The sequence below is a fragment of the Mucilaginibacter gynuensis genome (genome assembly GCF_039541195.1).
Classification (GTDB): domain Bacteria; phylum Bacteroidota; class Bacteroidia; order Sphingobacteriales; family Sphingobacteriaceae; genus Mucilaginibacter; species Mucilaginibacter gynuensis.
Window position 1 is genome coordinate 36,747 of sequence record NZ_BAABFT010000011.1, and the last position, 24,276, is coordinate 61,022.

General features: G+C 38.6%; 17 protein-coding genes and 3 tRNA genes. 19 read left to right on the top strand and 1 reads right to left on the bottom strand.

What is annotated here, in order from left to right; translation table 11 throughout:
• Positions 1-11: 11 nt before the first annotated feature.
• The 12 genes from ABD894_RS18935 to rpoC all read left to right on the top strand — a co-directional run bounded on the left by ABD894_RS18935 (position 12) and on the right by rpoC (position 13,084).
• A tRNA-Gly gene (locus tag ABD894_RS18935) sits at positions 12-84 on the top strand.
• A gap of 86 nt (positions 85-170) precedes the next feature.
• Positions 171-242, top strand: a tRNA-Thr gene (locus ABD894_RS18940).
• A gap of 61 nt (positions 243-303) precedes the next feature.
• Entirely contained in the window at positions 304-1,491 is a 1,188-nt protein-coding gene (tuf, locus tag ABD894_RS18945; protein WP_345212643.1) for an elongation factor Tu, read from the top strand.
• 100 nt (positions 1,492-1,591) lie between these two features.
• Positions 1,592-1,662 (top strand) — tRNA-Trp (locus tag ABD894_RS18950).
• 20 nt (positions 1,663-1,682) lie between these two features.
• On the top strand, positions 1,683-1,877 hold the full coding sequence (gene secE / locus ABD894_RS18955) for a preprotein translocase subunit SecE (protein WP_345212644.1): 195 nt from the start codon (positions 1,683-1,685) through the stop codon (positions 1,875-1,877).
• A gap of 12 nt (positions 1,878-1,889) precedes the next feature.
• Positions 1,890-2,432, top strand: coding sequence for a transcription termination/antitermination protein NusG (gene nusG, locus ABD894_RS18960; protein WP_345212645.1), 543 nt, complete (start codon positions 1,890-1,892; stop codon positions 2,430-2,432).
• Between the two features lie 180 nt (positions 2,433-2,612).
• Positions 2,613-3,056: a 50S ribosomal protein L11 gene (gene rplK / locus ABD894_RS18965; RefSeq protein ID WP_345212646.1), complete on the top strand. Its 444-nt coding sequence runs from the start codon at positions 2,613-2,615 to the stop codon at positions 3,054-3,056.
• 23 nt (positions 3,057-3,079) lie between these two features.
• Complete coding sequence (gene rplA / locus ABD894_RS18970) at positions 3,080-3,778, top strand: 50S ribosomal protein L1 (RefSeq protein WP_345212647.1); 699 nt, start codon at positions 3,080-3,082, stop codon at positions 3,776-3,778.
• A gap of 2 nt (positions 3,779-3,780) precedes the next feature.
• Positions 3,781-4,299: a 50S ribosomal protein L10 gene (gene rplJ, locus ABD894_RS18975; protein WP_345212648.1), complete on the top strand. Its 519-nt coding sequence runs from the start codon at positions 3,781-3,783 to the stop codon at positions 4,297-4,299.
• Between the two features lie 57 nt (positions 4,300-4,356).
• On the top strand, positions 4,357-4,740 hold the full coding sequence (gene rplL, locus ABD894_RS18980) for a 50S ribosomal protein L7/L12 (RefSeq protein WP_345212649.1): 384 nt from the start codon (positions 4,357-4,359) through the stop codon (positions 4,738-4,740).
• 147 nt (positions 4,741-4,887) lie between these two features.
• Positions 4,888-8,691, top strand: a complete 3,804-nt coding sequence (rpoB, locus tag ABD894_RS18985) for a DNA-directed RNA polymerase subunit beta (RefSeq protein ID WP_345212650.1) — start codon at positions 4,888-4,890, stop codon at positions 8,689-8,691.
• Between the two features lie 103 nt (positions 8,692-8,794).
• Positions 8,795-13,084: a DNA-directed RNA polymerase subunit beta' gene (rpoC, locus tag ABD894_RS18990; protein WP_345212651.1), complete on the top strand. Its 4,290-nt coding sequence runs from the start codon at positions 8,795-8,797 to the stop codon at positions 13,082-13,084.
• 117 nt (positions 13,085-13,201) lie between these two features.
• Here the strand turns inward: rpoC and ABD894_RS18995 are convergent, their stop codons facing one another.
• Entirely contained in the window at positions 13,202-14,071 is an 870-nt protein-coding gene (locus ABD894_RS18995) for an endonuclease/exonuclease/phosphatase family protein (RefSeq protein WP_345212652.1), read from the bottom strand.
• Between the two features lie 658 nt (positions 14,072-14,729).
• Between ABD894_RS18995 and ABD894_RS19000 the strand changes: the two genes are divergently transcribed.
• From ABD894_RS19000 to murB, 7 genes are all read left to right on the top strand, one after another.
• Entirely contained in the window at positions 14,730-16,139 is a 1,410-nt protein-coding gene (locus tag ABD894_RS19000) for a UDP-glucose 6-dehydrogenase (RefSeq protein ID WP_345212653.1), read from the top strand.
• Positions 16,140-16,473: 334 nt separating this feature from the next.
• A complete protein-coding gene (locus tag ABD894_RS19005) occupies positions 16,474-17,268 on the top strand; it encodes a polysaccharide biosynthesis/export family protein (RefSeq protein WP_345212654.1) in 795 nt (264 codons plus the stop codon).
• A gap of 13 nt (positions 17,269-17,281) precedes the next feature.
• Entirely contained in the window at positions 17,282-19,693 is a 2,412-nt protein-coding gene (locus ABD894_RS19010; protein WP_345212655.1) for a GumC family protein, read from the top strand.
• A gap of 39 nt (positions 19,694-19,732) precedes the next feature.
• Positions 19,733-20,797: an NAD-dependent epimerase gene (locus ABD894_RS19015; RefSeq protein ID WP_345212656.1), complete on the top strand. Its 1,065-nt coding sequence runs from the start codon at positions 19,733-19,735 to the stop codon at positions 20,795-20,797.
• 26 nt (positions 20,798-20,823) lie between these two features.
• Entirely contained in the window at positions 20,824-22,113 is a 1,290-nt protein-coding gene (locus ABD894_RS19020; RefSeq protein ID WP_345212657.1) for a UDP-N-acetylglucosamine 1-carboxyvinyltransferase, read from the top strand.
• Complete coding sequence (locus tag ABD894_RS19025; RefSeq protein WP_345212658.1) at positions 22,106-23,419, top strand: oligosaccharide flippase family protein; 1,314 nt, start codon at positions 22,106-22,108, stop codon at positions 23,417-23,419. The genes ABD894_RS19020 and ABD894_RS19025 overlap by 8 nt, the downstream gene beginning before the upstream one ends.
• Positions 23,370-24,266, top strand: a complete 897-nt coding sequence (murB, locus tag ABD894_RS19030; protein ID WP_345212659.1) for a UDP-N-acetylmuramate dehydrogenase — start codon at positions 23,370-23,372, stop codon at positions 24,264-24,266. The genes ABD894_RS19025 and murB overlap by 50 nt, the downstream gene beginning before the upstream one ends.
• The last annotated feature ends 10 nt before the right edge of the window (positions 24,267-24,276 follow it).

Here is a 24,276-nt window from a genome sequence, read left to right on the forward strand (position 1 = left end):
TTTAAAGAAAAGCGGAAGTAGCTCAGTTGGTAGAGCGATAGCCTTCCAAGCTATAGGTCGCGAGTTCGAACCTCGTCTTCCGCTCAATAAAAATAGTGGACAGTGCAAGGTTCGCGGTAAGCAGCATAACAACTGCAAACTTTAAACTGGCAACTGAAAACTAAACATCAGCCGACGTAGCTCAGGGGTAGAGCACTTCCTTGGTAAGGAAGAGGTCATGGGTTCAAATCCCATTGTTGGCTCAATTTAAGAGATTAAAGAATATTTTTAAATAAAAATTAACCTACAAAATTAATATACATCATGGCAAAAGAAAAGTTTGACCGTAGCAAGCCGCACTTAAACATCGGCACTATTGGTCACGTTGACCACGGCAAAACCACCCTTACAGCTGCAATTACAAAAGTATTAGCTGATGCGGGTTTATCTGAAGCTCGTTCTTTCGATTCAATCGACTCTGCTCCTGAAGAAAAAGAGCGTGGTATCACTATTAATACAGCGCACGTTGAGTACTCAACTGCTAACCGTCACTACGCACACGTTGACTGCCCGGGTCACGCGGATTATGTGAAAAACATGGTTACAGGTGCTGCCCAGATGGATGGTGCAATCATTGTGGTTGCTGCAACTGATGGTCCGATGCCTCAAACCCGTGAGCACATCCTGTTAGCTCGTCAGGTAGGTGTACCTGCACTTGTTGTTTTCATGAACAAAGTTGACATGGTTGATGATCCGGAATTATTAGAATTAGTAGAAATGGAAATTCGTGAATTATTATCATTCTACGAATATCCAGGTGATGATATCCCAGTTATTCAAGGTTCAGCTCTTGGTGGTCTTAACGCAGATCCTCAGTGGGTTGGTAAGATCATGGAACTGATGGACGCTGTAGATAACTACATTCCAATTCCTCCACGTTTAACTGATCTTCCTTTCTTGATGCCGGTTGAAGACGTATTCTCGATCACTGGTCGTGGTACTGTAGCAACAGGTCGTATCGAGCGTGGTGTAATTAACTCAGGTGAGCAAGTTGACATCTTAGGTATGGGTGCTGAGAACTTAAAATCAACCGTAACTGGTGTTGAGATGTTCCGTAAGATCCTTGACCGTGGTGAAGCTGGTGACAACGTAGGTTTATTGTTACGTGGTATTGAGAAAACTGATATCCGTCGTGGTATGGTTATCTGTAAACCAGGTTCAGTAACTCCTCACACAGATTTCAAAGCTGAGGTTTACGTATTGTCAAAAGCAGAAGGTGGTCGTCACACTCCATTCTTCAACAAATACCGTCCGCAATTCTATTTCCGTACTACTGACGTAACAGGTGAAATTTCACTTGCTGAAGGTGTAGAAATGGTTATGCCAGGTGATAACGTTACCATCACTGTAAAGTTGATCAACGCTATCGCAATGGAAAAAGGTCTGCGTTTCGCTATCCGTGAGGGTGGTAGAACAGTAGGTGCCGGTCAGGTAACTGAAATCTTAAAATAATCCCCTTTAAACGCGCAAGCACTAAAGGTTAGGTTAATTATACAAACAAAGTACTCGGATTAGTCTGAGTACTTTGTTTCATAATGAACAACAATAATACACGGGAATAGTTCAACGGTAGAATAGAGGTCTCCAAAACCTTTGATCAGGGTTCGAATCCTTGTTCCCGTGCATATAGAGCAAAGTAGAAAATGGCTAACGTAACTGAATATATTAAGGAGTCGTACATAGAGTTAACCCAAAAAGTAACCTGGCCAACATGGAAAGAGTTACTTAACAGTGCTATACTGGTATTGGTTGCTGCTATTATAATCGCTGCCTTAATATTCGTGATGGATCAAGGTATCGGTTACTTGCTTAAACAGTTTTATAGTTCACTGGCTTAATATTTGATATAGATGAGTGATCAGTTAAAATGGTACGTGGTAAGAGCCATAAGTGGTAAAGAAAAGAAAGTAAAACAATATATAGATGCTGAGGTTAGTCGCCTCGGTATTTCTCATTTGATACCGCAGGTGTTAATACCTACCGAAAAGTATTATCAAATGCGTGATGGAAAAAAGATAGCTAAAGAGCGTAACTATTTTCCGGGCTATGTTTTAATGGAAGCCGCCCTTGATGGCGAGCTTGAACACATTATTAAAAACATTAATAGTGTAATTGGCTTTTTAGGTGATAAAGCAGGTAATGCTATCCCTTTACGCCAGGCAGAAGTTAACCGTATTTTAGGTAAGGTTGACGAAATGACATCACAAACCGAAACCATCAACGTGCCATATTACGTGGGTGAAAATGTAAAAGTGATGGATGGCCCTTTCAATGGCTTTAGCGGCGTAATTGAAGAGGTTAACGAAGAGAAAAAGAAACTGAAAGTAATGGTAAAGATATTCGGCCGCCGTACGCCGCTCGAATTGAATTACATGCAGGTAGAGAAAGAATAATTTGGTGAGCGGTAAATAGTGAGTTATTGATTCACTTGCATACTGCCATACATATATAAAGAAGTTGGGTGATTGTTTTTATGATGGGCTACGGCTCACCATTCACAAAGCACCACTCATCAACAAAATGTTACATAGCTTCCACTTACTAACATTGAGTAATAATTAAAGTAAATTAAAATGGCAAAAGAAGTCGGTGCGTTAGTAAAACTACAAGTGAAAGGCGGCGCTGCGAATCCATCTCCACCAATTGGCCCTGCATTGGGTGCAAAGGGTGTGAACATTATGGAATTTTGCAAGCAGTTTAATGCACGTACCCAGGATAAACCTGGTAAAGTGCTACCTGTGGTTATTACTGTATACGTTGACAAGTCTTTTGATTTTATCATTAAAACCCCACCGGTTGCTATCCAGTTATTGGAAGCTACAGGTTTAAAAAGTGGGTCGGCTGAGCCTAACCGTAAAAAAGTTGCCAACGTAAGTTGGGATCAGGTTCAAACAATCGCCACAGATAAAATGACTGACTTGAATGCGTTCACAGTAGAATCAGCCATGAAAATGGTAGCAGGAACTGCCCGCAGTATGGGGATTACCGTATCTGGTACGGCTCCCTGGAATAATTAATTTATACAAATCAGTTTAAGACAGTGGCTAGATTAACAAAAAATCAAAAAGCGGCACTCTCCAAAATTGAGGCTAACAAATCCTATAGTTTACAAGCTGCGTCAGCATTGGTAAAAGAGCTTACTCTAACCAAGTTTGATTCATCAGTTGATATAGATGTTCGTTTAGGTGTTGACCCTCGTAAAGCCAATCAAATGGTACGTGGTATAGCAACATTACCTCATGGAACCGGTAAAACTGTACGTGTTTTAGTACTTTGCACGCCTGACAAAGAGCAGGAAGCAAAAGACGCAGGTGCAGATTTTGTAGGTTTGGATGATTATATTGCCAAGATTGAAGGCGGATGGACTGATGTTGATATTATCATCACTATGCCAAGTGTTATGGCTAAAGTAGGTCGTTTGGGTCGTATTCTCGGTCCGCGTAACCTTATGCCTAACCCAAAATCAGGAACAGTAACACCAGAAGTTGGTAAAGCTGTAACTGAGGTTAAAGGTGGTAAAATCGACTTCAAAGTTGATAAAACAGGTATCATCCACACTTCAATAGGAAAAGCATCTTTTCCTGCGGATAAAATTTATGAAAATGCTTTGGAAGTATTGCAAACCATTTCAAAATTAAAACCATCTGCAGCGAAAGGAACATATTTCAAGAGTATCCATCTCTCTTCAACTATGTCGCCAGGAATTGAAATTGAAACCAAAACAGTAGCGGGGATTTAATCATGAATAAAGAAGAAAAATACGATCTTGTTCTTGCCCTTACTGAACAGATTAAAGAGTACGGTAATTTCTATATTACTGATACTTCAGATTTAACGGTTGCAAAAATCAATAATATCCGTCGTCAATGTTTCGAAAACGACATTAAGATACAGGTAGCAAAAAACAGCTTGATCAAAAAAGCTATGGAAGCTGCCGGCGGAGATTTCAGTCCGATATATGATGTTTTAAAAGGTTCTTCATCAATCTTCTTTTCAAAATCAGCAACTGCTCCGGCAAAGTTGATCAAGAAACTAAGAAAACAAGGTGACAAACCGGTTTTAAAAGCAGCATACATCGATTCAGCTGTATTCATAGGCGATAATCAGTTAGATACTTTGACCAAACTAAAGTCAAAAGAACAACTGATAGGCGAAGTGATAGGATTACTGCAATCACCGGCAAAGAACGTTGTTTCTGCATTGCAATCAGGCGGAAATATACTGGCAGGTGTTGTAAAAACATTGCAAGAAAGAGGTTAACGAACACCCTTAAGTTCGATATTAAACAAAACGTATTAAAGTAAAAAATTAAATAAAATGGCAGATTTAAAAGCCTTTGCTGAACAGTTAGTTAACTTAACAGTAAAAGAAGTAAACGAATTAGCTCAAATCTTAAAAGACGAGTATGGTATTGAGCCTGCTGCTGCAGCTGTTGCTGTTGCTGCTGCTCCATCTGATGGTGGCGATGCCCCTGCAGCTGCTGCTGAGCAAACTGCATTTGACGTTATCTTGAAAGAAGCTGGCGGTTCAAAATTAGCTGTAGTTAAATTGGTAAAAGACCTTACAGGCCTTGGCTTGAAAGAAGCTAAAGACTTAGTTGACGGTGCACCTAAAGAATTAAAAACTGGTGTAACTAAAGAAGAAGCACAAGCTCTTAAAGCACAATTAGAAGAAGCCGGAGCGGTAGTTGAGGTTAAATAATTAACCCCACACACAATAGCATCAGACTCCGACCGTTTTAGGTCGGGGTCTATTGTTGTTTATATTACACCCATTTTTGTTTGAAGTTCAGGAAAAACTTTAATCAAACAAGTACACAGTTTATTAGTAAACTAAAATTATAATCCCTTGGCAAACAAAAATAATCAAAGAGTAAACTTTGCAACCAGCCGTAAGGTATTGGATTACCCGGATTTCCTGGATGTGCAGTTACAATCTTTCCAGGAATTTTTTCAATTGGAAACTACTTCAGACAACCGCTATAAAGAGGGGTTGTTCAAGGTGTTTGCTGAAAACTTTCCTATTTCCGATTCAAGAAACATCTTCGTTTTGGAGTTTCTTGACTACTTTATTGATCCGCCACGTTATGATATACAAGAGTGTATCGAGCGCGGGTTAACTTATAGTGTGCCTTTAAAAGCAAAACTTCGCCTTTCATGTAATGATGAAGAGCACGAAGATTTTGAAACCATAGTGCAAGATGTGTACCTGGGTACTATCCCTTACATGACACCGAAAGGAACCTTTGTTATCAATGGCGCCGAACGTGTTATCGTATCACAGCTGCACCGTTCACCCGGTGTGTTCTTTGGCCAGAGCCGCCACACCAACGGTACTAAATTGTACTCGGCCCGTGTAATTCCTTTCAAAGGTTCATGGATTGAGTTTGCTACTGACGTTAACAACGTGATGTATGCATATATTGACCGTAAAAAGAAATTCCCGGTTACCACGTTACTTCGTGCGATTGGTTATGATTCAGATAAAGACATTTTGGAATTATTTGAACTTGCCGATGAAGTGAAAGTAAGCAAATCAGGCTTAAAGAAATTTATTGGCCGTAAGCTTGCTGCAAGGGTGCTTAAAAAATGGGTTGAGGATTTCGTGGACGAGGATACTGGTGAAGTGGTATCTATCGATCGTAACGAGATCATCCTTGAGCGTGAAACCATACTTGAAGACGACCATATCGATATGATCATCGACGCGGGTGTTAAAACCATCATCCTAAACAAGGAAGATGCTTCAACCAGCGGTGATTATACTATTATATATAATACATTACAAAAAGATACTTCGAACTCTGAGAAAGAAGCGGTGGAGCACATCTACCGTCAGTTACGTAACGCTGAACCACCTGATGAGGAAACTGCACGTGGTATCATCGATCGTTTATTCTTCTCGGATAAAAGATATGACCTGGGCGATGTGGGTCGTTACCGCATCAACCGTAAATTGAAACTGGATACTTCTGATGAAACCAAAGTTTTAACCAAACAGGATATCATCGCTATTGTGAAGTACCTGATCAAATTGATTAACTCTAAAGCTGAGGTGGATGATATTGACCACTTATCAAACCGTCGTGTACGTACGGTAGGTGAGCAATTGTATGCACAGTTTGGTGTAGGTTTAGCACGTATGGCCCGTACCATCCGTGAGCGTATGAACATTCGCGACAACGAGGTGTTCACACCAACAGACCTGATCAACGCGCGTACACTGTCATCAGTGATCAACTCGTTCTTCGGTACCAACCAGCTATCACAGTTCATGGATCAAACCAATCCACTGGCAGAGATTACGCACAAGCGTCGTCTGTCAGCCCTTGGGCCCGGCGGTCTGTCGCGTGAGCGTGCAGGTTTCGAGGTTCGTGACGTACACTACACCCACTACGGTCGTTTGTGTACTATCGAAACACCAGAAGGTCCGAACATTGGTTTGATCTCTTCACTTTGCGTACACGCTAAGATCAACAACCTTGGTTTTATCGAAACCCCGTACAAACGTGTGGTTGACGGTAAAGTAATGGTTGATGAGGCGGTTGTTTACCTGTCGGCAGAAGATGAAGACGGTAAAACTATCGGTCAGGCTAACGCTTACTATGATGATAAAGGTGAATTTGCCAACCCGCGTGTAAAAGCACGTTTCGAGGGTGACTTCCCGATCATCGAGCCGGAAAGACTTGATTATATGGACATCGCTCCAAACCAGATCACATCTATCGCGGCATCATTGATCCCATTCCTGGAGCATGATGATGCTAACCGTGCATTGATGGGTTCGAACATGCAACGCCAGGCCGTACCATTGTTACGTCCGGAAGCGCCTATTGTTGGTACCGGTTTGGAAGGCCGTGTAGCTAAAGATTCACGTACACTGATCAATGCCGAAGGCAATGGTGTGGTTGAATATGTTGACGCTACCGAAATTAAAATAAAATACGACCGTAATGAGCTTGACCGCCTGATCTCTTTTGACGGCGATACCAAGACTTACCGTTTAACCAAGTTCAAGAAAACCAACCAAAGTACTACCATGAACCTTAAGCCTATCGTTAAGAAAGGTGAGAGAGTTGAAAAAGGACAAGTACTTTGCGAAGGTTACGCTACCCAAAATGGTGAGCTTGCATTAGGCCGTAACTTAAAGGTTGCGTTCATGCCTTGGCAAGGTTACAACTTTGAGGATGCGATCGTGATCTCTGAACGTGTGGTATCACAGGATATCTTCACCTCATTACACGTTGAAGAATTTGAATTGGAAGTGCGCGATACCAAACGTGGGGAAGAAGAGTTAACACCGGATATCCCTAACGTATCAGAAGAAGCTACTAAAGATCTTGACGAAGACGGTATTATCCGTGTAGGTGCCGAGGTTAAAGAAGGCGACATCCTGATTGGTAAGATCACCCCTAAAGGTGAATCTGATCCTTCACCGGAAGAAAAATTATTACGTGCCATATTTGGTGATAAAGCAGGTGACGTTAAAGACGCGTCATTAAAAACTCCGCCTTCAATTGCGGGTGTTGTAATTGATACCAAATTATTCTCACGTGCTAAAAAGACTTCAAAAGCTGAAGAAAAAGCGCAGATTGAGAAACTGGATACTAAACACGAAAAAGCGATAAAAGACCTTAAGAATACTTTGGTTGACAAATTATTCGAAATTGTTAACGGTAAAACATCACAAGGTGTTTACAACGTTTACAAAGAGCTTTTTGTAGCTAAAGGTGTTAAGTTCACGCAAAAAATACTGGCCGAACTGAACTACGAAAACATCAATCCAACTAAATGGACCACTGATGATGATAAGAACGACCAGATAAAAACACTTCTTCATAACTATAATATTAAAGTTAACGAAGAGCTGGGCGCTTACCGCAGGGATAAGTTCGCTATCAGCGTAGGTGATGAGCTGCCATCAGGTATCGTACAAATGGCTAAAGTATACATCGCTAAAAAGCGTAAGCTTAAAGTGGGTGATAAAATGGCCGGTCGTCACGGTAATAAAGGTATTGTTGCACGTATTGTACGTGACGAAGACATGCCTTTCCTTGAAGACGGTACTCCGGTTGATATCGTGTTGAACCCGCTGGGTGTACCTTCACGTATGAACCTTGGACAGATCTACGAAACAGTATTAGGCTGGGCAGGTAAAGAGCTGGGTATGAAATTCGCTACGCCGATATTTGATGGTGCAAGCCACGAAGAGGTTGAAGAGTGGGTTAAAAAGGCAAACTTACCTGAATCGGGCCGTACTTATCTGTACAACGGTTTAACAGGTGACCGTTTTGATCAGCAAACTACTGTCGGTATTATCTACATGCTGAAATTAGGTCACATGGTTGATGATAAGATGCACGCGCGTTCTATCGGGCCATACTCATTAATTACACAACAGCCATTGGGTGGTAAAGCCCAGTTTGGTGGTCAGCGTTTTGGTGAGATGGAGGTTTGGGCATTAGAGGCATTCGGTGCTTCAAATATCCTGCAAGAGATATTAACCGTTAAATCGGATGATGTTATCGGCCGTGCTAAAACTTATGAGGCTATTGTTAAAGGTGAAAACCTGCCTACACCATCAGTTCCTGAATCATTCAACGTATTGGTTCATGAATTAAGAGGTTTAGGTTTGGATATCACGTTAGAATAAGGGGTTGTTGTAATGTTGGAAGGTTGTAATGTTGAAAAGTTAAATCAACGTTACAACATTCCAACTTTATAACCTTTCAACAACAATAAAACAAAAGGAGACTATGTCTTACAAAAAGGATAATAAAATCAAAAGTAATTTTACCACTATTACTATCAGTTTAGCCTCTCCGGAGTCTATCCTTGAGCGTTCAAGCGGTGAAGTTTTAAAACCGGAAACCATTAACTACAGGACCTACAAGCCTGAACGTGATGGTTTGTTCTGCGAGCGTATATTCGGTCCGGTGAAAGATTATGAGTGCCATTGCGGTAAATACAAACGTATCCGTTACAAAGGTATCGTGTGCGACCGTTGCGGTGTTGAGGTTACTGAAAAGAAAGTACGTCGTGAGCGTATGGGCCACATCAACCTGGTGGTGCCTGTTGCGCATATCTGGTACTTCCGTTCGTTACCAAATAAAATTGGTTACTTATTAGGACTTCCAACTAAAAGGTTAGACCTGATCATTTATTACGAAAGATATGTAGTTATTCAACCGGGTATTAAAGAAGGTGACGGCATCCAGAAAATGGATTTCTTAACTGAAGAAGAATACCTTGATGTATTGGATACATTACCAAAAGAGAACCAGTACCTTGATGACAAGGATCCACAGAAATTTGTGGCTAAAATGGGTGCTGAGGCTCTTGAAGAATTATTGAAACGCCTTAACTTAGATGAATTATCATACAACCTGCGTCATCAGGCTGCTAATGAAACTTCACAACAACGTAAAAACGAAGCCTTAAAACGCTTACAGGTTGTTGAGGCTTTCCGCGATGCTAAAACCAGGATCGAGAATAACCCTGAGTGGATGATCGTTAAGATCGTTCCGGTTATCCCGCCAGAACTGCGTCCGTTGGTACCACTGGAAGGTGGCCGTTTCGCTACTTCAGATTTAAATGACCTTTACCGTCGTGTAATTATCCGTAACAACCGTTTAAAACGTTTGATCGAGATTAAAGCACCGGAAGTTATTTTACGTAACGAAAAACGTATGTTACAGGAAGCTGTAGATTCGTTATTCGATAACTCACGTAAAGTTAACGCGGTTAAAACTGAAGGTAACCGTGCTTTGAAATCACTTTCAGATATCCTGAAAGGTAAACAAGGCCGTTTCCGTCAAAACTTATTAGGTAAACGTGTGGATTATTCTGCTCGTTCGGTAATTGTTGTAGGCCCAAGCCTTAAATTACACGAGTGCGGTTTACCAAAAGATATGGCTGCCGAGCTGTTCAAACCATTTATCATCCGCAAAATGATTGAGCGTGGTGTGGTTAAAACAGTAAAATCTGCCAAAAAGATTGTTGACCGTAAAGACCCATTAGTTTGGGATATATTAGAGAACGTATTGAAAGGACACCCTGTATTGCTAAACCGTGCGCCTACGCTGCACAGGTTGGGTATCCAGGCGTTCCAGCCAAAACTGGTTGAAGGTAAAGCGATTCAATTGCACCCGTTAACCTGTACGGCTTTCAACGCGGATTTTGACGGTGACCAGATGGCCGTTCACGTACCACTTGGTAACGCGGCAATTTTGGAAGCCCAGGTATTAATGCTTGCCTCACACAACATCCTTAACCCTGCTAACGGTACCCCAATTACAGTACCATCACAGGACATGGTGCTTGGTTTGTACTACATAACCAAAGGCCGTAAAACAGATGAAACACGTGTGGTTAAAGGTCAGGATTTAATTTTCTACTCTGCCGAAGAGGTAATTATCGCTTACAACGAGAAGAAACTTGACCTGCACGCATTTATTAAAGTAAAAGGCAGGATCAAAGAACGCGATGGCAGCATCGTTACTAAATTGATTGATACTACTGTAGGCCGTGTATTGTTTAACCAACACGTACCTGAAGAAGTAGGTTATATTAATGAGCTGCTTACCAAGAAATCACTTCGTGATATCATTGGTGAGGTAGTAAAGATCACCGGTATGGCACGCGCCGCCCAGTTCCTTGATGATATTAAGGAGTTAGGTTTCCAAATGGCATTCCGTGGTGGTTTATCATTTAACCTGAAAGATATTAACATCCCTGAGCAAAAAGTTACGCTTATCGAACAAGCTTCAAAAGAAGTGGAAGAGGTAATGAATAACTATAACATGGGTTTCATCACCAACAACGAGCGTTACAACCAGATCATCGATATCTGGACACGTATCAACAACCGCTTAACCGCGAATGTGATGGACATCCTGTCGAACGATAACCAGGGCTTTAACTCGGTGTACATGATGCTTGATTCAGGTGCACGTGGTTCTAAAGAGCAGATCCGTCAGCTTGCAGGTATGCGTGGTTTGATGGCGAAACCTCAAAAATCAGGTTCAGGTGGCGAGATCATCGAAAACCCGATCCTTTCAAACTTTAAAGAAGGCCTTTCGGTATTAGAGTACTTTATCTCTACCCACGGTGCCCGTAAAGGTTTGGCGGATACGGCGTTGAAAACGGCTGATGCTGGTTACTTAACCCGTCGTTTACATGACGTTGCCCAGGATATGATTGTTGGTGAGGTTGATTGCGGTACTTTAAGAGGTATCTACACAACTGCGCTTAAAGACAACGAGGATATCGTTGAGCCTTTATACGATCGTATTTTAGGCCGTACCTCTCTGCATGAAGTGCATGACCCTATTACTAACGAAGTGTTGGTATTGGCAGGTCAGGACATTACTGAAGAGATTGGCAAAAAGATTGAGAACTCTCCGTTAGAAGGTATCGAAATAAGATCGGTATTAACTTGCGAAAGCAAACGTGGCGTATGTGCTTTGTGCTACGGCCGTAACCTTGCAAGCGGTAAACGCGTGCAAAAAGGTGAAGCTGTGGGTGTAATTGCAGCACAGTCAATCGGTGAGCCGGGTACACAGTTAACACTTCGTACATTCCACGTGGGTGGTACCGCCTCGAACATCGCGGCAGAATCACAAATTAACGCGAGGTTTGATGGTGTTATTGAATTTGAGAACGTACGTACCGTTAAATATGCCACTGCTGAAGATGGCGATGTTGATGTAGTATTGGGTCGTTCTGGTGAATTCCGCATTGTTGAGGCAGGTACTAACAAGGTTATCGTAACTAATAATATTCCTTACGGTGCTTACCTGTATGTTGAAGATGGTTCTAAGATCTCTAAAGGCGATCGTATTTGTTCATGGGATCCGTACAATGCGGTAATCATCTCTGAATTTGCAGGTGTTACCAAATTTGAGGCTGTATTAGAAGGTATCACGTTCCGTGAAGAATCTGATGAGCAAACCGGTCACCGCGAAAAGGTAATTATCGATACAAGGGATAAAACTAAAAACCCTTCTATCCAGGTTGCCGATAATAAAGGAAACATAATAAAAGGATATAACATTCCGGTAGGTGCCCACATCGCTGTTGATGAAGGTGAAAAACTACAAACCGGACAGGTTATTGCTAAAATACCTCGTTCAACCGGTAAAACGCGAGATATTACGGGTGGTTTACCACGTGTAACAGAGTTGTTTGAAGCACGTAACCCATCTAACCCGGCTGTAGTAACCGAAATTGATGGTGTAGTAACCTTAGGTGGTGTGAAACGTGGTAACCGCGAGATCACTATCGAATCGAGAGACGGCCAAGTTAAAAAATACCTTGTACCACTTTCTAAGCACATCCTTGTACAGGATAATGACTTTGTGAAAGCCGGTATGCCGTTATCAGATGGTTCTATCTCTCCTGCCGATATCCTGGCTATTAAAGGCCCGGCCGCGGTACAGGAATACCTGGTAAATGGTATACAAGAGGTTTACCGTTTGCAAGGTGTAAAGATCAACGATAAACACTTTGAGGTTATCGTTCACCAGATGATGCAGAAAGTAGCTATTGAGGATGCAGGTGATACCCGTTTCCTTGAAAGAGAAGCTGTTGACGGATGGGATTTCATGATAGAGAACGACGAGATCTTCGACAAGAAAGTTGTTGTTGAACCGGGTGATTCATCTACATTGAAATCAGGTCAGATCGTATCACTTAGAAGACTGCGTGAAGAGAACTCGGCCCTTAAACGCCGCGACTTGAAACTGGTTGAAGTAAGAGATGCTATCCCGGCAACTTCAAGCCCGATACTGCAAGGTATCACCAGGGCATCGTTAGGTACCAAATCGTTTATCTCTGCGGCATCGTTCCAGGAAACAACTAAAGTACTGAACGAAGCAGCTATAGCAGGTAAAAAAGATAACATGCTTGGTTTGAAAGAGAACGTTATCGTAGGTCACTTAATTCCTTCAGGAACAGGTTTACGCGAATACGAAAATATCCGTGTAGGTTCTCAGGAAGAATTTGACAGACTGATGGCTTCTAAAACAGAAGAAGTTGATGCTTAATAAGCTATTCTGAAAAAGAATAAAATACAAAACCCGGCAAAGTAATTTGCCGGGTTTTTTTGTGGATTAATATTTTTGTGGATGAGGTAATGCGCCTTATGAAATAGGATATGGATCTTATTTGCTGATGTCGGCAACAACCGGATAATGATCAGACAGTTTTTGGCGCACCACCCGGTAATGCTGTACCTGTGTGTTTTTAGGCACCAGTATATAGTCTATTTGAAAAGGTAACAATGATTCGGCGTAAGTAGAACCATAGCCCGAGCCCTGTTCTTTAAAAGTATTGATTAGCCCTTTTGATAATTTATGGAAAGTATATGAGGCCGGCGGATCGTTAAAATCGCCCGTCAGTATAACAGGGTAGGGGCTGGTGCGAATCTCTTTACTTAGCTGGTTAACCTGCCGGCTTCTTTTAATAAAGCCCATTTTTAATGAATTAACAACGCTTGCGGCATAGGTCAGATCTGATTGTCCGGCTTGCTTTAATGGAAGAAAATACGATTGCAGATGCAAGGCATATACCCGCTGTACCCTGCCATGTATCAATATATCTGCAATTATACATTGATCACATGCTGTCATACTGTTGTTGAGATTTTTTTTATAGATAATTGGATATTTCGAGAAAATGGCGATACCGGTATATTTTTTTTTGACAGGCTGAAAGTAAGCATACTCTGTATGCATGATTCGCTTTATTGAATCTGTAATATCTATGCGCCTGTTAGTCTGATCATAATACTCCTGCAAACACAAAATGTCCGGATTGACACTATCTATAAGTTTAAGCATTTGATGTGTTAGTATTTTAGATTTTCCTTTTAATGGTTGAAAATGGTGTACATTCCAGGTCATGATCCGCATGGCGGATGCGTGTTTGGGCAAGATTTTATTTGAACCCGGTGTTTTAATGTGGTGTGATACCAACCCTAATCCTACTAAGATCACCATCGCAGGTATAAATAGAAGTGCGCTCCTTTTCATACTCCACCATATAAATATTAGCAGGTTGGCAACCAAAAATATTGGATAAGCTAATCCTGCAAATGCGAATAGCCAAAACTTACCGGGATCTATTATGGGTGACAGTATACCAGAAGCCAGGCCGATTGCAAATAGTGTAGTGGATAACAAGTCCCATTTGATGTTATGAGTCTTTATTCCTAAAGTTGTTATTTTGCTGGACATCTTCATGCTAGAACAATTGGCTTTAAATCAATTTGGATAATCGTGAAAATAGCTAGAAGTTTAACTTTATATTTGACACATACAATCGATCTGTTTAAACAAATCTGGAATATTGCTCATAAGCTAAGTAATTGAAAATTTTAATATCAATTATTTAGATATTAGGCGAACCAAAGTAAATCTAATACGTACAAGGTATTGCTTTTATGAAAGTTTTTAAAATATTTTTAAAAAAAACAATTTCAAAATGATTAATTTATATTTTTTTTAATATTTTAGTGCCATATTTTAAAATATACATTTGCCGGTTGTGAAAGTTAAATTTATGTAGTTGAAGCTAACACTTGCTATATAACGGATCTGTGAAGGTTGCCAAGACCGGAAAAATACGTATAGTATTCAGTAGTTAATCAAAGTAAAAAATATAAACAAAGTATTTGATCATTAATTTTTTATGAGTAAAAAAATAACGAAGATTTGCTGTATCGGCGCCGGTTATGTAGGTGGCCCAACTATGGCTGTTATTGCACAAAAATGCCCTGACATTCAGGTAACTGTAGTAGATTTAAATCAGGCCCGTATTGATGCCTGGAATGATCCGGATACTGAAAAGATCCCGGTTTACGAACCAGGTTTGGATAAAGTAGTGGCTGAAGCCCGCGGAAGAAACCTTTTCTTTTCTACCGAAGTTGATAAGGCTATTGACGAAGCTGAAATGATCTTCATTTCGGTAAATACGCCAACCAAAACTTACGGTTCTGGTAAAGGTATGGCTGCCGATCTTAAATACATTGAGCTTTGCGCACGTCAGATAGCCCGTGTTTCAACCACTGATAAAATAGTAGTTGAAAAATCAACGCTGCCTGTACGTACTGCCGAAGCTGTAAAAAATATTCTTCAAAATACCGGTAACGGTGTAAACTACCAGATACTTTCAAACCCTGAGTTTTTGGCTGAAGGTACTGCTGTCGAAGACTTACATGCACCTGATCGTGTATTAATTGGTGGTGATACCACTCCTGAAGGTCAGGATGCGGTACAATCATTAGTTGATATTTACTCACGTTGGGTACCAAGAGAAAGAGTGTTAACTACTAATCTTTGGTCATCTGAGTTATCAAAACTTACTGCTAACGCATTCCTTGCACAACGTGTATCATCTATTAACTCATTATCTGAGTTATGCGAGCGCACCGGTGCTGATGTATCAGAGGTAGCCCGTTCAATCGGTACCGATAGCCGTATCGGCCCTAAATTCCTGAAATCATCAGTAGGTTTCGGTGGTTCATGTTTCCAAAAAGACATCTTGAACCTGGTTTACATTGCCAGATCATATGGTTTAAGAGAGGTTGCTGATTACTGGGAGCAAGTAATTATCATGAACGATCACCAAAAACGTCGTTTTGCTAACAACATTGTAAAAACACTTTACAATACTGTGTCAGGCAAAAAGATCGCTTTCCTGGGTTGGGCGTTCAAAAAGGATACTAACGATACCCGTGAGTCGGCCGCTATTTATGTAGCTGATGACTTGTTGAACGAGCAGGCAGGTATTACAGTTTACGATCCGAAAGTACCGGCAAGCCAGGTATATTCAGATTTGGATTATTTGGAAACACGTAGCTCTGAAAAGAACAAACAATATCTTACTGTAGTTGAAGATCCGTACGAAGCTTGTAAAGATGCACATGCCATTGCTGTATTAACAGAGTGGGATGAGTTTAAAGATTACGATTGGAAAAAGATTTACGATAACATGAAGAAACCAGCTTTCGTATTTGACGGAAGAAGCTTGCTTGATCAGGCAAAATTGTCTGAGATTGGTTTCAAAGTTTATGTTATTGGTAAAGAAGCTGTTAAATAATATTTTAATTATCCAGAAGCAATATCAATGCATCTGGATAATTTTTTACATATCTATCTAGTCGAACATTTCATTGAATCTGTTGGAATTATTGTTCTAATAGTAGTAAATAATGTTATATCTGTTGTGAATAAGCGTTGGGCTTTCAGTTAATAAACATTAGTTTTTCAAAATCTGATTATTAATTGGCTTTGTGGTTAATGGTGAAATTCATGATTTTAACGATCAATGATTTTAAGTATTTCGCCTAACTGTTAACCGTTTATTCATGCCTATAATAGCATAATTTATTTTTCTACATTGTGGAAATTTTAATGAACTAATTTTTGTAATTATGAACTATTATTTAAAGCTTTTCAAAGCTTTCACCATTTTTTATTTTTTCATGTCATTATTGACATCATGCTCTTCTAACAAAAAAATTGCATACTTCCAAACGTTAAATGACTCTGTAAGGCTTGTTGAGCAAATAAAATTTGTAGAGCCTTTAATTCAGCCGGATGATATATTGAATATTTCCATTCAGACAATTGATCCAGCTGGGACAGCTGCCGTCAATCAGGTTGTGGCTAGTGCTGCGATAGGTGCAAGCACGGCTAGCAATTCTGGAAATCAACAAGCACTAGGTTTTTTGGTTGATAAAAATGGCGAAATTGAATTGCCAATGCTTGGTGCTTTAAAAGTTGGGGGGCTATCCACATACGGCGCAAAAGACTTGATTAGGCAAAAGGCTTCGAAATATTTTAAGGACCCAACCGTTCAAATCAGATTTGTGAATTATAAAATCACTGTGATTGGCGAAGTTGTTAGACCTGGAACCTATTTGCTACCTAATGAACGCGTTACTGTTCTAGATGCTTTAGGTTTAGCGGGCGATCTGACAATTTATGGTAAAAGAGAGAACGTATTATTAGTTAGAGATAACGCGGGAAGTAAACAATTTATCAGGTTAAACCTCACATCTGCTGATATTTTTAAGAGTGAGTATTATTATTTGAAACAGAACGATGTCATATACGTCGAACCAAATAAAAATAAATTGGCTTCTTCTGATGCCGGGAGAACAAGGTATATAACCATAGCAGTATCTGTATTAACAGCGCTTGTATTAATAATTACAAAATTATAAAATCCTAAACTCTATGGATAGCCAAAATAATCATTCTGAAAAACAACACTTGGAAGAGGATAATATTATAACAAATTATGTAGGAAAACTTTTACATAATTGGTGGTTAATATTGATAAGTTTCATCATATGCTTAGTAGGTGGATATTTTGTTATTAAATATACTGACCCTATGTTTAATGTAAACGCGCAAATACTTATTGAAGATGATAAAACCGGTGGAAGTGGTATGGGAATCGGTGGTGTTGCAAGTGAACTGAACGGAATATTCGACGTCAAGAATAATGTTGATAATGAAATCGAAGTGCTTAAATCGCGCTCGTTGATGGAAGAAGTTACTAAAGATTTGAAACTTAATATTAGTTATTATAGAAATGAAACAATAAACAAAAAAGAAACTTATAAGGCACCCTTTATTGTAGAGTTAGTTACTCAGAATGATTCAATCATGGCCACAAATTTTGAATTAAAGTTTATCAAAAAGGATCTTTTACACATTAGCTATGAGGACTATATTTCAAAAGACAAAATTGAGAAAGATATTAAGTTTAATGATGGGCTGTTTGTCAACGGTATTGGCGTTATTCGATTAGTTAGAAATGAGAGATTCCCAATAAGTAACGATGGCTATTCGTTCTTTGTTAATTCAATTGACAAAACAGTAGTTTCTATGACTAATAGTTTAACTGTTGAAGTGCCAAATAAATCCACAACATTGGTCAATATTTCTTTAAAGACCTCTATACCGAAAAAAGGAGAAGACATATTAAACAAGCTTATTGAACTTTATGTTAGAAACAACATTGAGAATAAAAATCAAATTGCGGACAGCACAATATCATTTATAAATAACAGATTAATAATTGTAGGACGCGAATTAGGTGATATTGAAGGTGATGTTCAATCTTTTAAGCAAGATAAAAAGCTAGCAGATATTGGAGAACAGTCTCGATTACTTGTTACTAACTCTGGATTGTATAGCGATGAGTTATCTAAAATAAATACGCAAATCAGCGTAATAGATGCTTTAGTAGATTATATGGAAGATGAGGATACCGGAGTGCGAGTAATTCCAGGCGCACTTTTACCTCAGGATGCTGTATTTGCAGGTTTAATAGATAGATATAATAACCTGTTAATAGAAAAAGATAAGCTGTTGTTATCATCAACTTCTGAAAACCCTTACGTGAAAAGTTTAAATGATCGTATTAAGGAAACAAAAGCTGATATGCTCCAAACAGTTTATAACACGAGAAAATCATTAATTATAAATAAAAGCCAACTCGGCAAGACTCAAGGTAAGTTAGAAGGTGAAATACGTCAAGTCCCTGCTCTTGAGAGGGCTTTCAGAGGATTGGATCGCCAGCAGCAAATTAAACAGCAATTGTACCTTTATTTATTGCAAAAAAAGGAAGAAACTGCGATTTCTAAGACATCAAATTTTTCCAATTCTCGAATAATTGATTTACCAAAATCTGAACTATTACCCTACACCCCAAAGAAAAATATCGTCTATGGAATGGCAGCATTTTTGGCACTCTTAATTCCAATAACAATTATTGCCCTAAATTCTTTACTAAATAGACGGATTCTTAACAAGGAGGACATAGTTAAAAGAACATCAATTCCTATTGTTGGCGAAATTAATCATCATCAAGCAAGTGATAATGTTGTCGTAACAGGTACTTCAAGGTCAAGCATAGTTGAGCAATTTAGAGCGTTACGTACCAACTTACAGTTCTTTTTGTCATCTGAAAATAATGAGAAAGTTATTCTTTTAACATCGAGTATGTCTGGTGAGGGTAAGTCATTTGTGGCTATTAATACAGCGTTGATGTTAGCCTTATCTGGCAAAAAGGTACTCCTCATGGAGCTCGATCTTCGAAAGCCAACTCTATCAATGAAATTAAATATGCCCAATAAGTCAGGATTTACTAATTATATGATAACATCTAATATTTCATTGGATGACATAATACAAGTATCTTCTGAAAATGAGAATCTACATTTATTAAGTTCGGGGCCTATTCCTCCGAATCCTGCTGAAACAATTTTGAATAGCAAAACGTCGGAATTGATGATCGAGTTACGAAATAAATTTGATTATATAATTATGGATGCTCCTCCAATAGGATTGGTAACAGATGCTCAGTTGTTGAGTAAATTTGCTGATTTAACATTGTACTTAGTTAGGCATAAATATACTTTTAAAGAACAGCTTTTAATAGCTGATGATATCTATAGAAATAAAAAGATGCGAAAGATGGGAATCGTTATTAATGATATAGAAATATCAAAAGGTTACGGGTACGGCTACGGTTATGGTTATGGTTACGGTTACGGTTACGGAAATTATTCTGAAAACGACCAAACTAAAACTTCATTGGTTTCGAGAATTATCCGATCTGTTAAAAAGAAAAAATAACTAATTCATTTAACAATACAAATTTCATATAATCAGGAGATGAAAATTTTAGTTACCGGAACGGCTGGGTTTGTTGGTTTTTATTTGGCTAAATACCTTTTAAACAGGGGGGATGAAGTCATTGGTATAGACAGTATTAATGATTATTATGACGTGAACTTGAAATATTCTCGCTTGGAGAATTCAGGTATTGCCAAGAGTGAAATAGAATGGCATAAAGAAGTTCAAAGTTTGAAATATCATAAATATAAATTTATAAGAATGAATCTGGAAGATTCAGACGCATTAGAAGTTTTATTTGAAAAATACAAATTTGAAGTTGTTGTTAACTTGGCAGCCCAGGCAGGAGTTAGATATAGCATTGATAATCCCCGGGCATATATTAATAGCAATATTGTTGGATTTTTAAATATTTTAGAAAATTGTCGGAGCCAAAAAACGGGACATTTAGTGTATGCTAGTAGTTCAAGTGTTTATGGATTAAATAAAAAAACCCCCTTTTCTACAAACGATAGCGTTGATCATCCAGTATCGCTTTATGCTGCGACAAAAAAGAGTAATGAATTGATGGCGCATACATATAGTCATCTATTCGGGATTCCAACTACTGGTTTACGTTTTTTTACAGTTTATGGACCATGGGGCCGTCCAGACATGGCCTATTTTTTATTTGCCAAAGCAATTTTAAACGGTGAGTCAATAAAGGTTTTTAATCACGGAAATATGCAACGTGATTTTACTTACATAGACGATATTATAGAGGGTATTGTTCGATCTATTGACAATCCTCCAGTAAGTGACCCTAATTATAATGCTGAGGTCGCGGAATCCTCGGGATCTTCTGCGCCATATACTATTTACAATCTAGGTAATAATCAACCTGCGAAATTGCTTGATTTTATTGAAGTAATTGAAAAAAAATTAGGCATTGAGGCTATCAAGGAAATTTTGCCAATGCAACCAGGTGACGTAGAGATAACTTTCGCAGATATTGACCGAACTGTTAATAATTTAAAATATAAGCCAAGTACGACTATAGATGAGGGAATTGGGAACTTTGTTGATTGGTTCAAGGATTATTATAAAGATGGTGAACAAAAATAATTACTGAAAATATAACTGAAATTTAAATGAAAAAGGACTTAAAGGCATATATAAAGGGCGGGCAAATTCCAAATGGTTCCGTTAAGGTAAGTGGGGCTAAAAATGCTGCTACACGCTTGCTTGCAGCTTCATTAATTTGTGACGACATTGTCACATTAGAGAACTTCCCAACCGAGTTAGTTGATGCTCGTTATAAGATTGATTTTATAACTAAAAATGGTGGGCTAATTGTTATTGATGAAGAAAAGCAATCCCTCGTTATCAATGTATCAGATTTCAAAAATAATTTACTTGATGACTATGATTATCCTATTCGGACAACGTATTTATTAGCTGCCGGACTCATTAAAAGGTCTGGCATTGCTCAAATTCCCTATCCTGGAGGTTGCAAAATTGGAAGTAGAGGTTACGATTTGCATATAATGGTATGGCAAAAACTTGGAGCAGAAGTTACTGAAAAACTTGATTTTATTGAAATAAAGGCGCCTAATGGCTTTGTAGCAGGGGAGATTGATTTTCCTATCTCTACTATTGGAGGAACTGAGAACGCATTGATTTGTGCCGCTAGTATTAATGGCGAGACAATTATTAAGAATGCCTATATTTCTCCAGAAATAGAAAATCTTATCGAATTTTTGAGGGTCGCCGGTGCAAAAATTGATGTTGTTGGTAATAGTTTTGTTAAAGTCCATGGAAGCGAACATCTTCGCGGTTCTAATTTCCGAGTTATGCCTGATCGAATTGAAGCGCTTACTTGGATTGTCTACGGAATTCTATCAGGGGGTAAAATAACAATCGAAGATGTGCCGTTTTCTACGATGGAAATTCCTCTAATACATCTCAAGGAAGCAGGGATCGACTTGTACAGAAATTCGAATAATATCATTGTTTCACCAGAGTGTTTAATAAATGGAAGTATACAGCCATTTGAAGTATCTTGTGGTACACATCCGGGCATTATATCTGACATGCAGCCCTTCTACGTTCTTCTTGGATTATACGCTGATGGAATTAGCAGAGTTTATGATTATAGATACCCTGAAAGATTAAAGTATTGCGAAGAACTTAGTAAGTTTTATCCGGATCAGCTAAAGTGGGAAAAAGGTGCTATAACAATTATTGGTAAAAAAAGCGCAAAATCTGCTATTGCGCAATCCACGGATTTGCGAGGTAGTATGGCTCTAGTTATGGCAGGTTTACTTTCAAACGGTGAGTCTGAAATTTATAATGTTGAAATGGCTTTACGAGGTTATAATGAATTAGAGAAAAAGCTATCTGAATTAGGAGTTTCTATATCTCTTTTTCAGCATGAGTAAGTTTGTGAAAGATCTTGCTAGTGTTATGACTAGTAAGGTATTAGTTATTGTGCTAGGACTTGTCAGGTCAATAATTATCGCTCGCTGGCTAGGACCTGCTAATAATGGTATAATAGCGGCTATTTCAGTATATCCGTCATTGTTTATGACAATCGGGGCATTAGGAATTAGACAATCCACAGCATTCTACGTGGGAAAAAATATATACCCGGAAGAAAAAGTGAAACGTTCAATAATTCATATCTGGTTGTTAAGTACTTTTATAAGCATAATTATATGCTTTTTTTTAATTCATTATTTCTCTAGTTCTGGCGACAATTTATTATTGGTATTCTTGGCGATTATGCCTATTCCATTTAGTTTGTTTGTGGACTATAACTCTGGGCTTTTTTTAGGAAAAAACCAGATACAGCAATTCAACAGAGTTAATTGGCTTCCAATATTTTTCGTCCTGATTGCAACAGTTTTACTGGTTATATTGGCGAAATGGGGTATTGTAGGCGCCATGGCATCAGCCGTAATGGGGCCGCTACTGATGGCGCTGATCATGTTGAGGAAAAACGAATTCTATAAATATTTTACCTTGTCCATAGATAAGGAAATCATAGTAAAGCTATTATCGCTTGGAGTTACCTATGCCATTGCTTTGTTAGTAATAAATTTAAACTATCGGGTTGACGTTATCATTTTGGACAGAATGTCGACAGACTATCAATTAGGAATTTATTCCAAGAGCGTAAATATAATTGAAATGCTTTGGCAAATTCCTATGATGTTGAGTACGATTGTTTTTGCAGGTAGTGCAAACTCGAAAAATAGTAGAGAGTTTTCGGTAAAAGTACACTTACTTTTGAGGTTATCAATTATAATAATTGCTATTGGTAGTATTGTCCTATTAGTTCTGTCAAAGTTTGTCGTATTACTAATGTTTGGCAAAGCTTTCGTTGAAAGCGCTAGTGTTCTTCAGTACCTTTTGCCCGGTATACTATTACTAACCATTTTCAAAGTTTTAAATATGGATATGGCAGGGCGAGGTAAACCATGGATTTCAATGAAAGCGATGGTTCCTGCGCTATTACTAAATATTGTGCTTAATATTATATTGGATCCTTCTTTAGGGGCTAGGGGATCTGCTATATCAACTACCATAAGTTACATTATTTCTGCCCTATTATTTTTGCATTTTTATTCCAAGGAAGTTCAAATTCCAATTTTAGAGATTTTAAAGTTTTCGAAAAAAGACTTTGATATCGCTATTGAAAAAATTAAAAGAAAAAAGCCGAAAGAAAAATATGAGAGTCTATAATAACTTTGATTTAACAGACTATAATTCATACCGCATTCCTGCAATTTGTAAGATAGCTTATTTCCCTGAAACCAAAAATGATATAAGTGACATTTTCAGTCTGAAAAATGATGAGAATAAAATTATTTTAGGTGGTGGTAATAATATTATTCTATCCAAATCTTATTATGATGAGTCTTTTGTTATTTTTTCCGGCAACTTCAATCACATATCACTTGACGATAGTGGGTTTTTATGTGCCGAATCTGGTGCTTCTATGTTAGAGTTGAGTGAATTTGCACTAGATAAATCGTTGTCTGGCTTAGAAGTGTTTTTTGATATACCAAGTTCTCTAGGAGGAGCGATTGTAATGAATGCAGGTGCTGGAGGGGAAGACATAAAAGACTTGTTATCTTCAGTTGAATTTTACGATCCCACGACAAATTCTTTTGCACAAAAAACGAAACAAGAAATGGATTTTAGCTATCGTAATAGCTATTTTCAAGTAAACACACATTTGATAGTAACTGAAGCCAAACTTCATTTGCGCACTTCTGATACTATCACGATTTCAAATAAGATGACGGCAATCAGAAATGCAAGGTGGAGTAAACAACCCAAGGAATATCCTAACGCAGGAAGTGTGTTTAAACGGCCTCCTGGCAAGTTCGTTGGCCCTATGATAGAAGAACTCGGGTTAAAAGGATTTCAGATTGGAGGAGCTAAAATATCTGAAAAACATGCTGGTTTTATTATAAATATGGGCGACGCAATTGGACAAGATATCATTGATCTCATCACACATGTAAAAGAGAAGGTTTTGAATAACTTCGATGTTGATTTAGAGGTAGAACAAAGAATAATATAAGATTTAAACT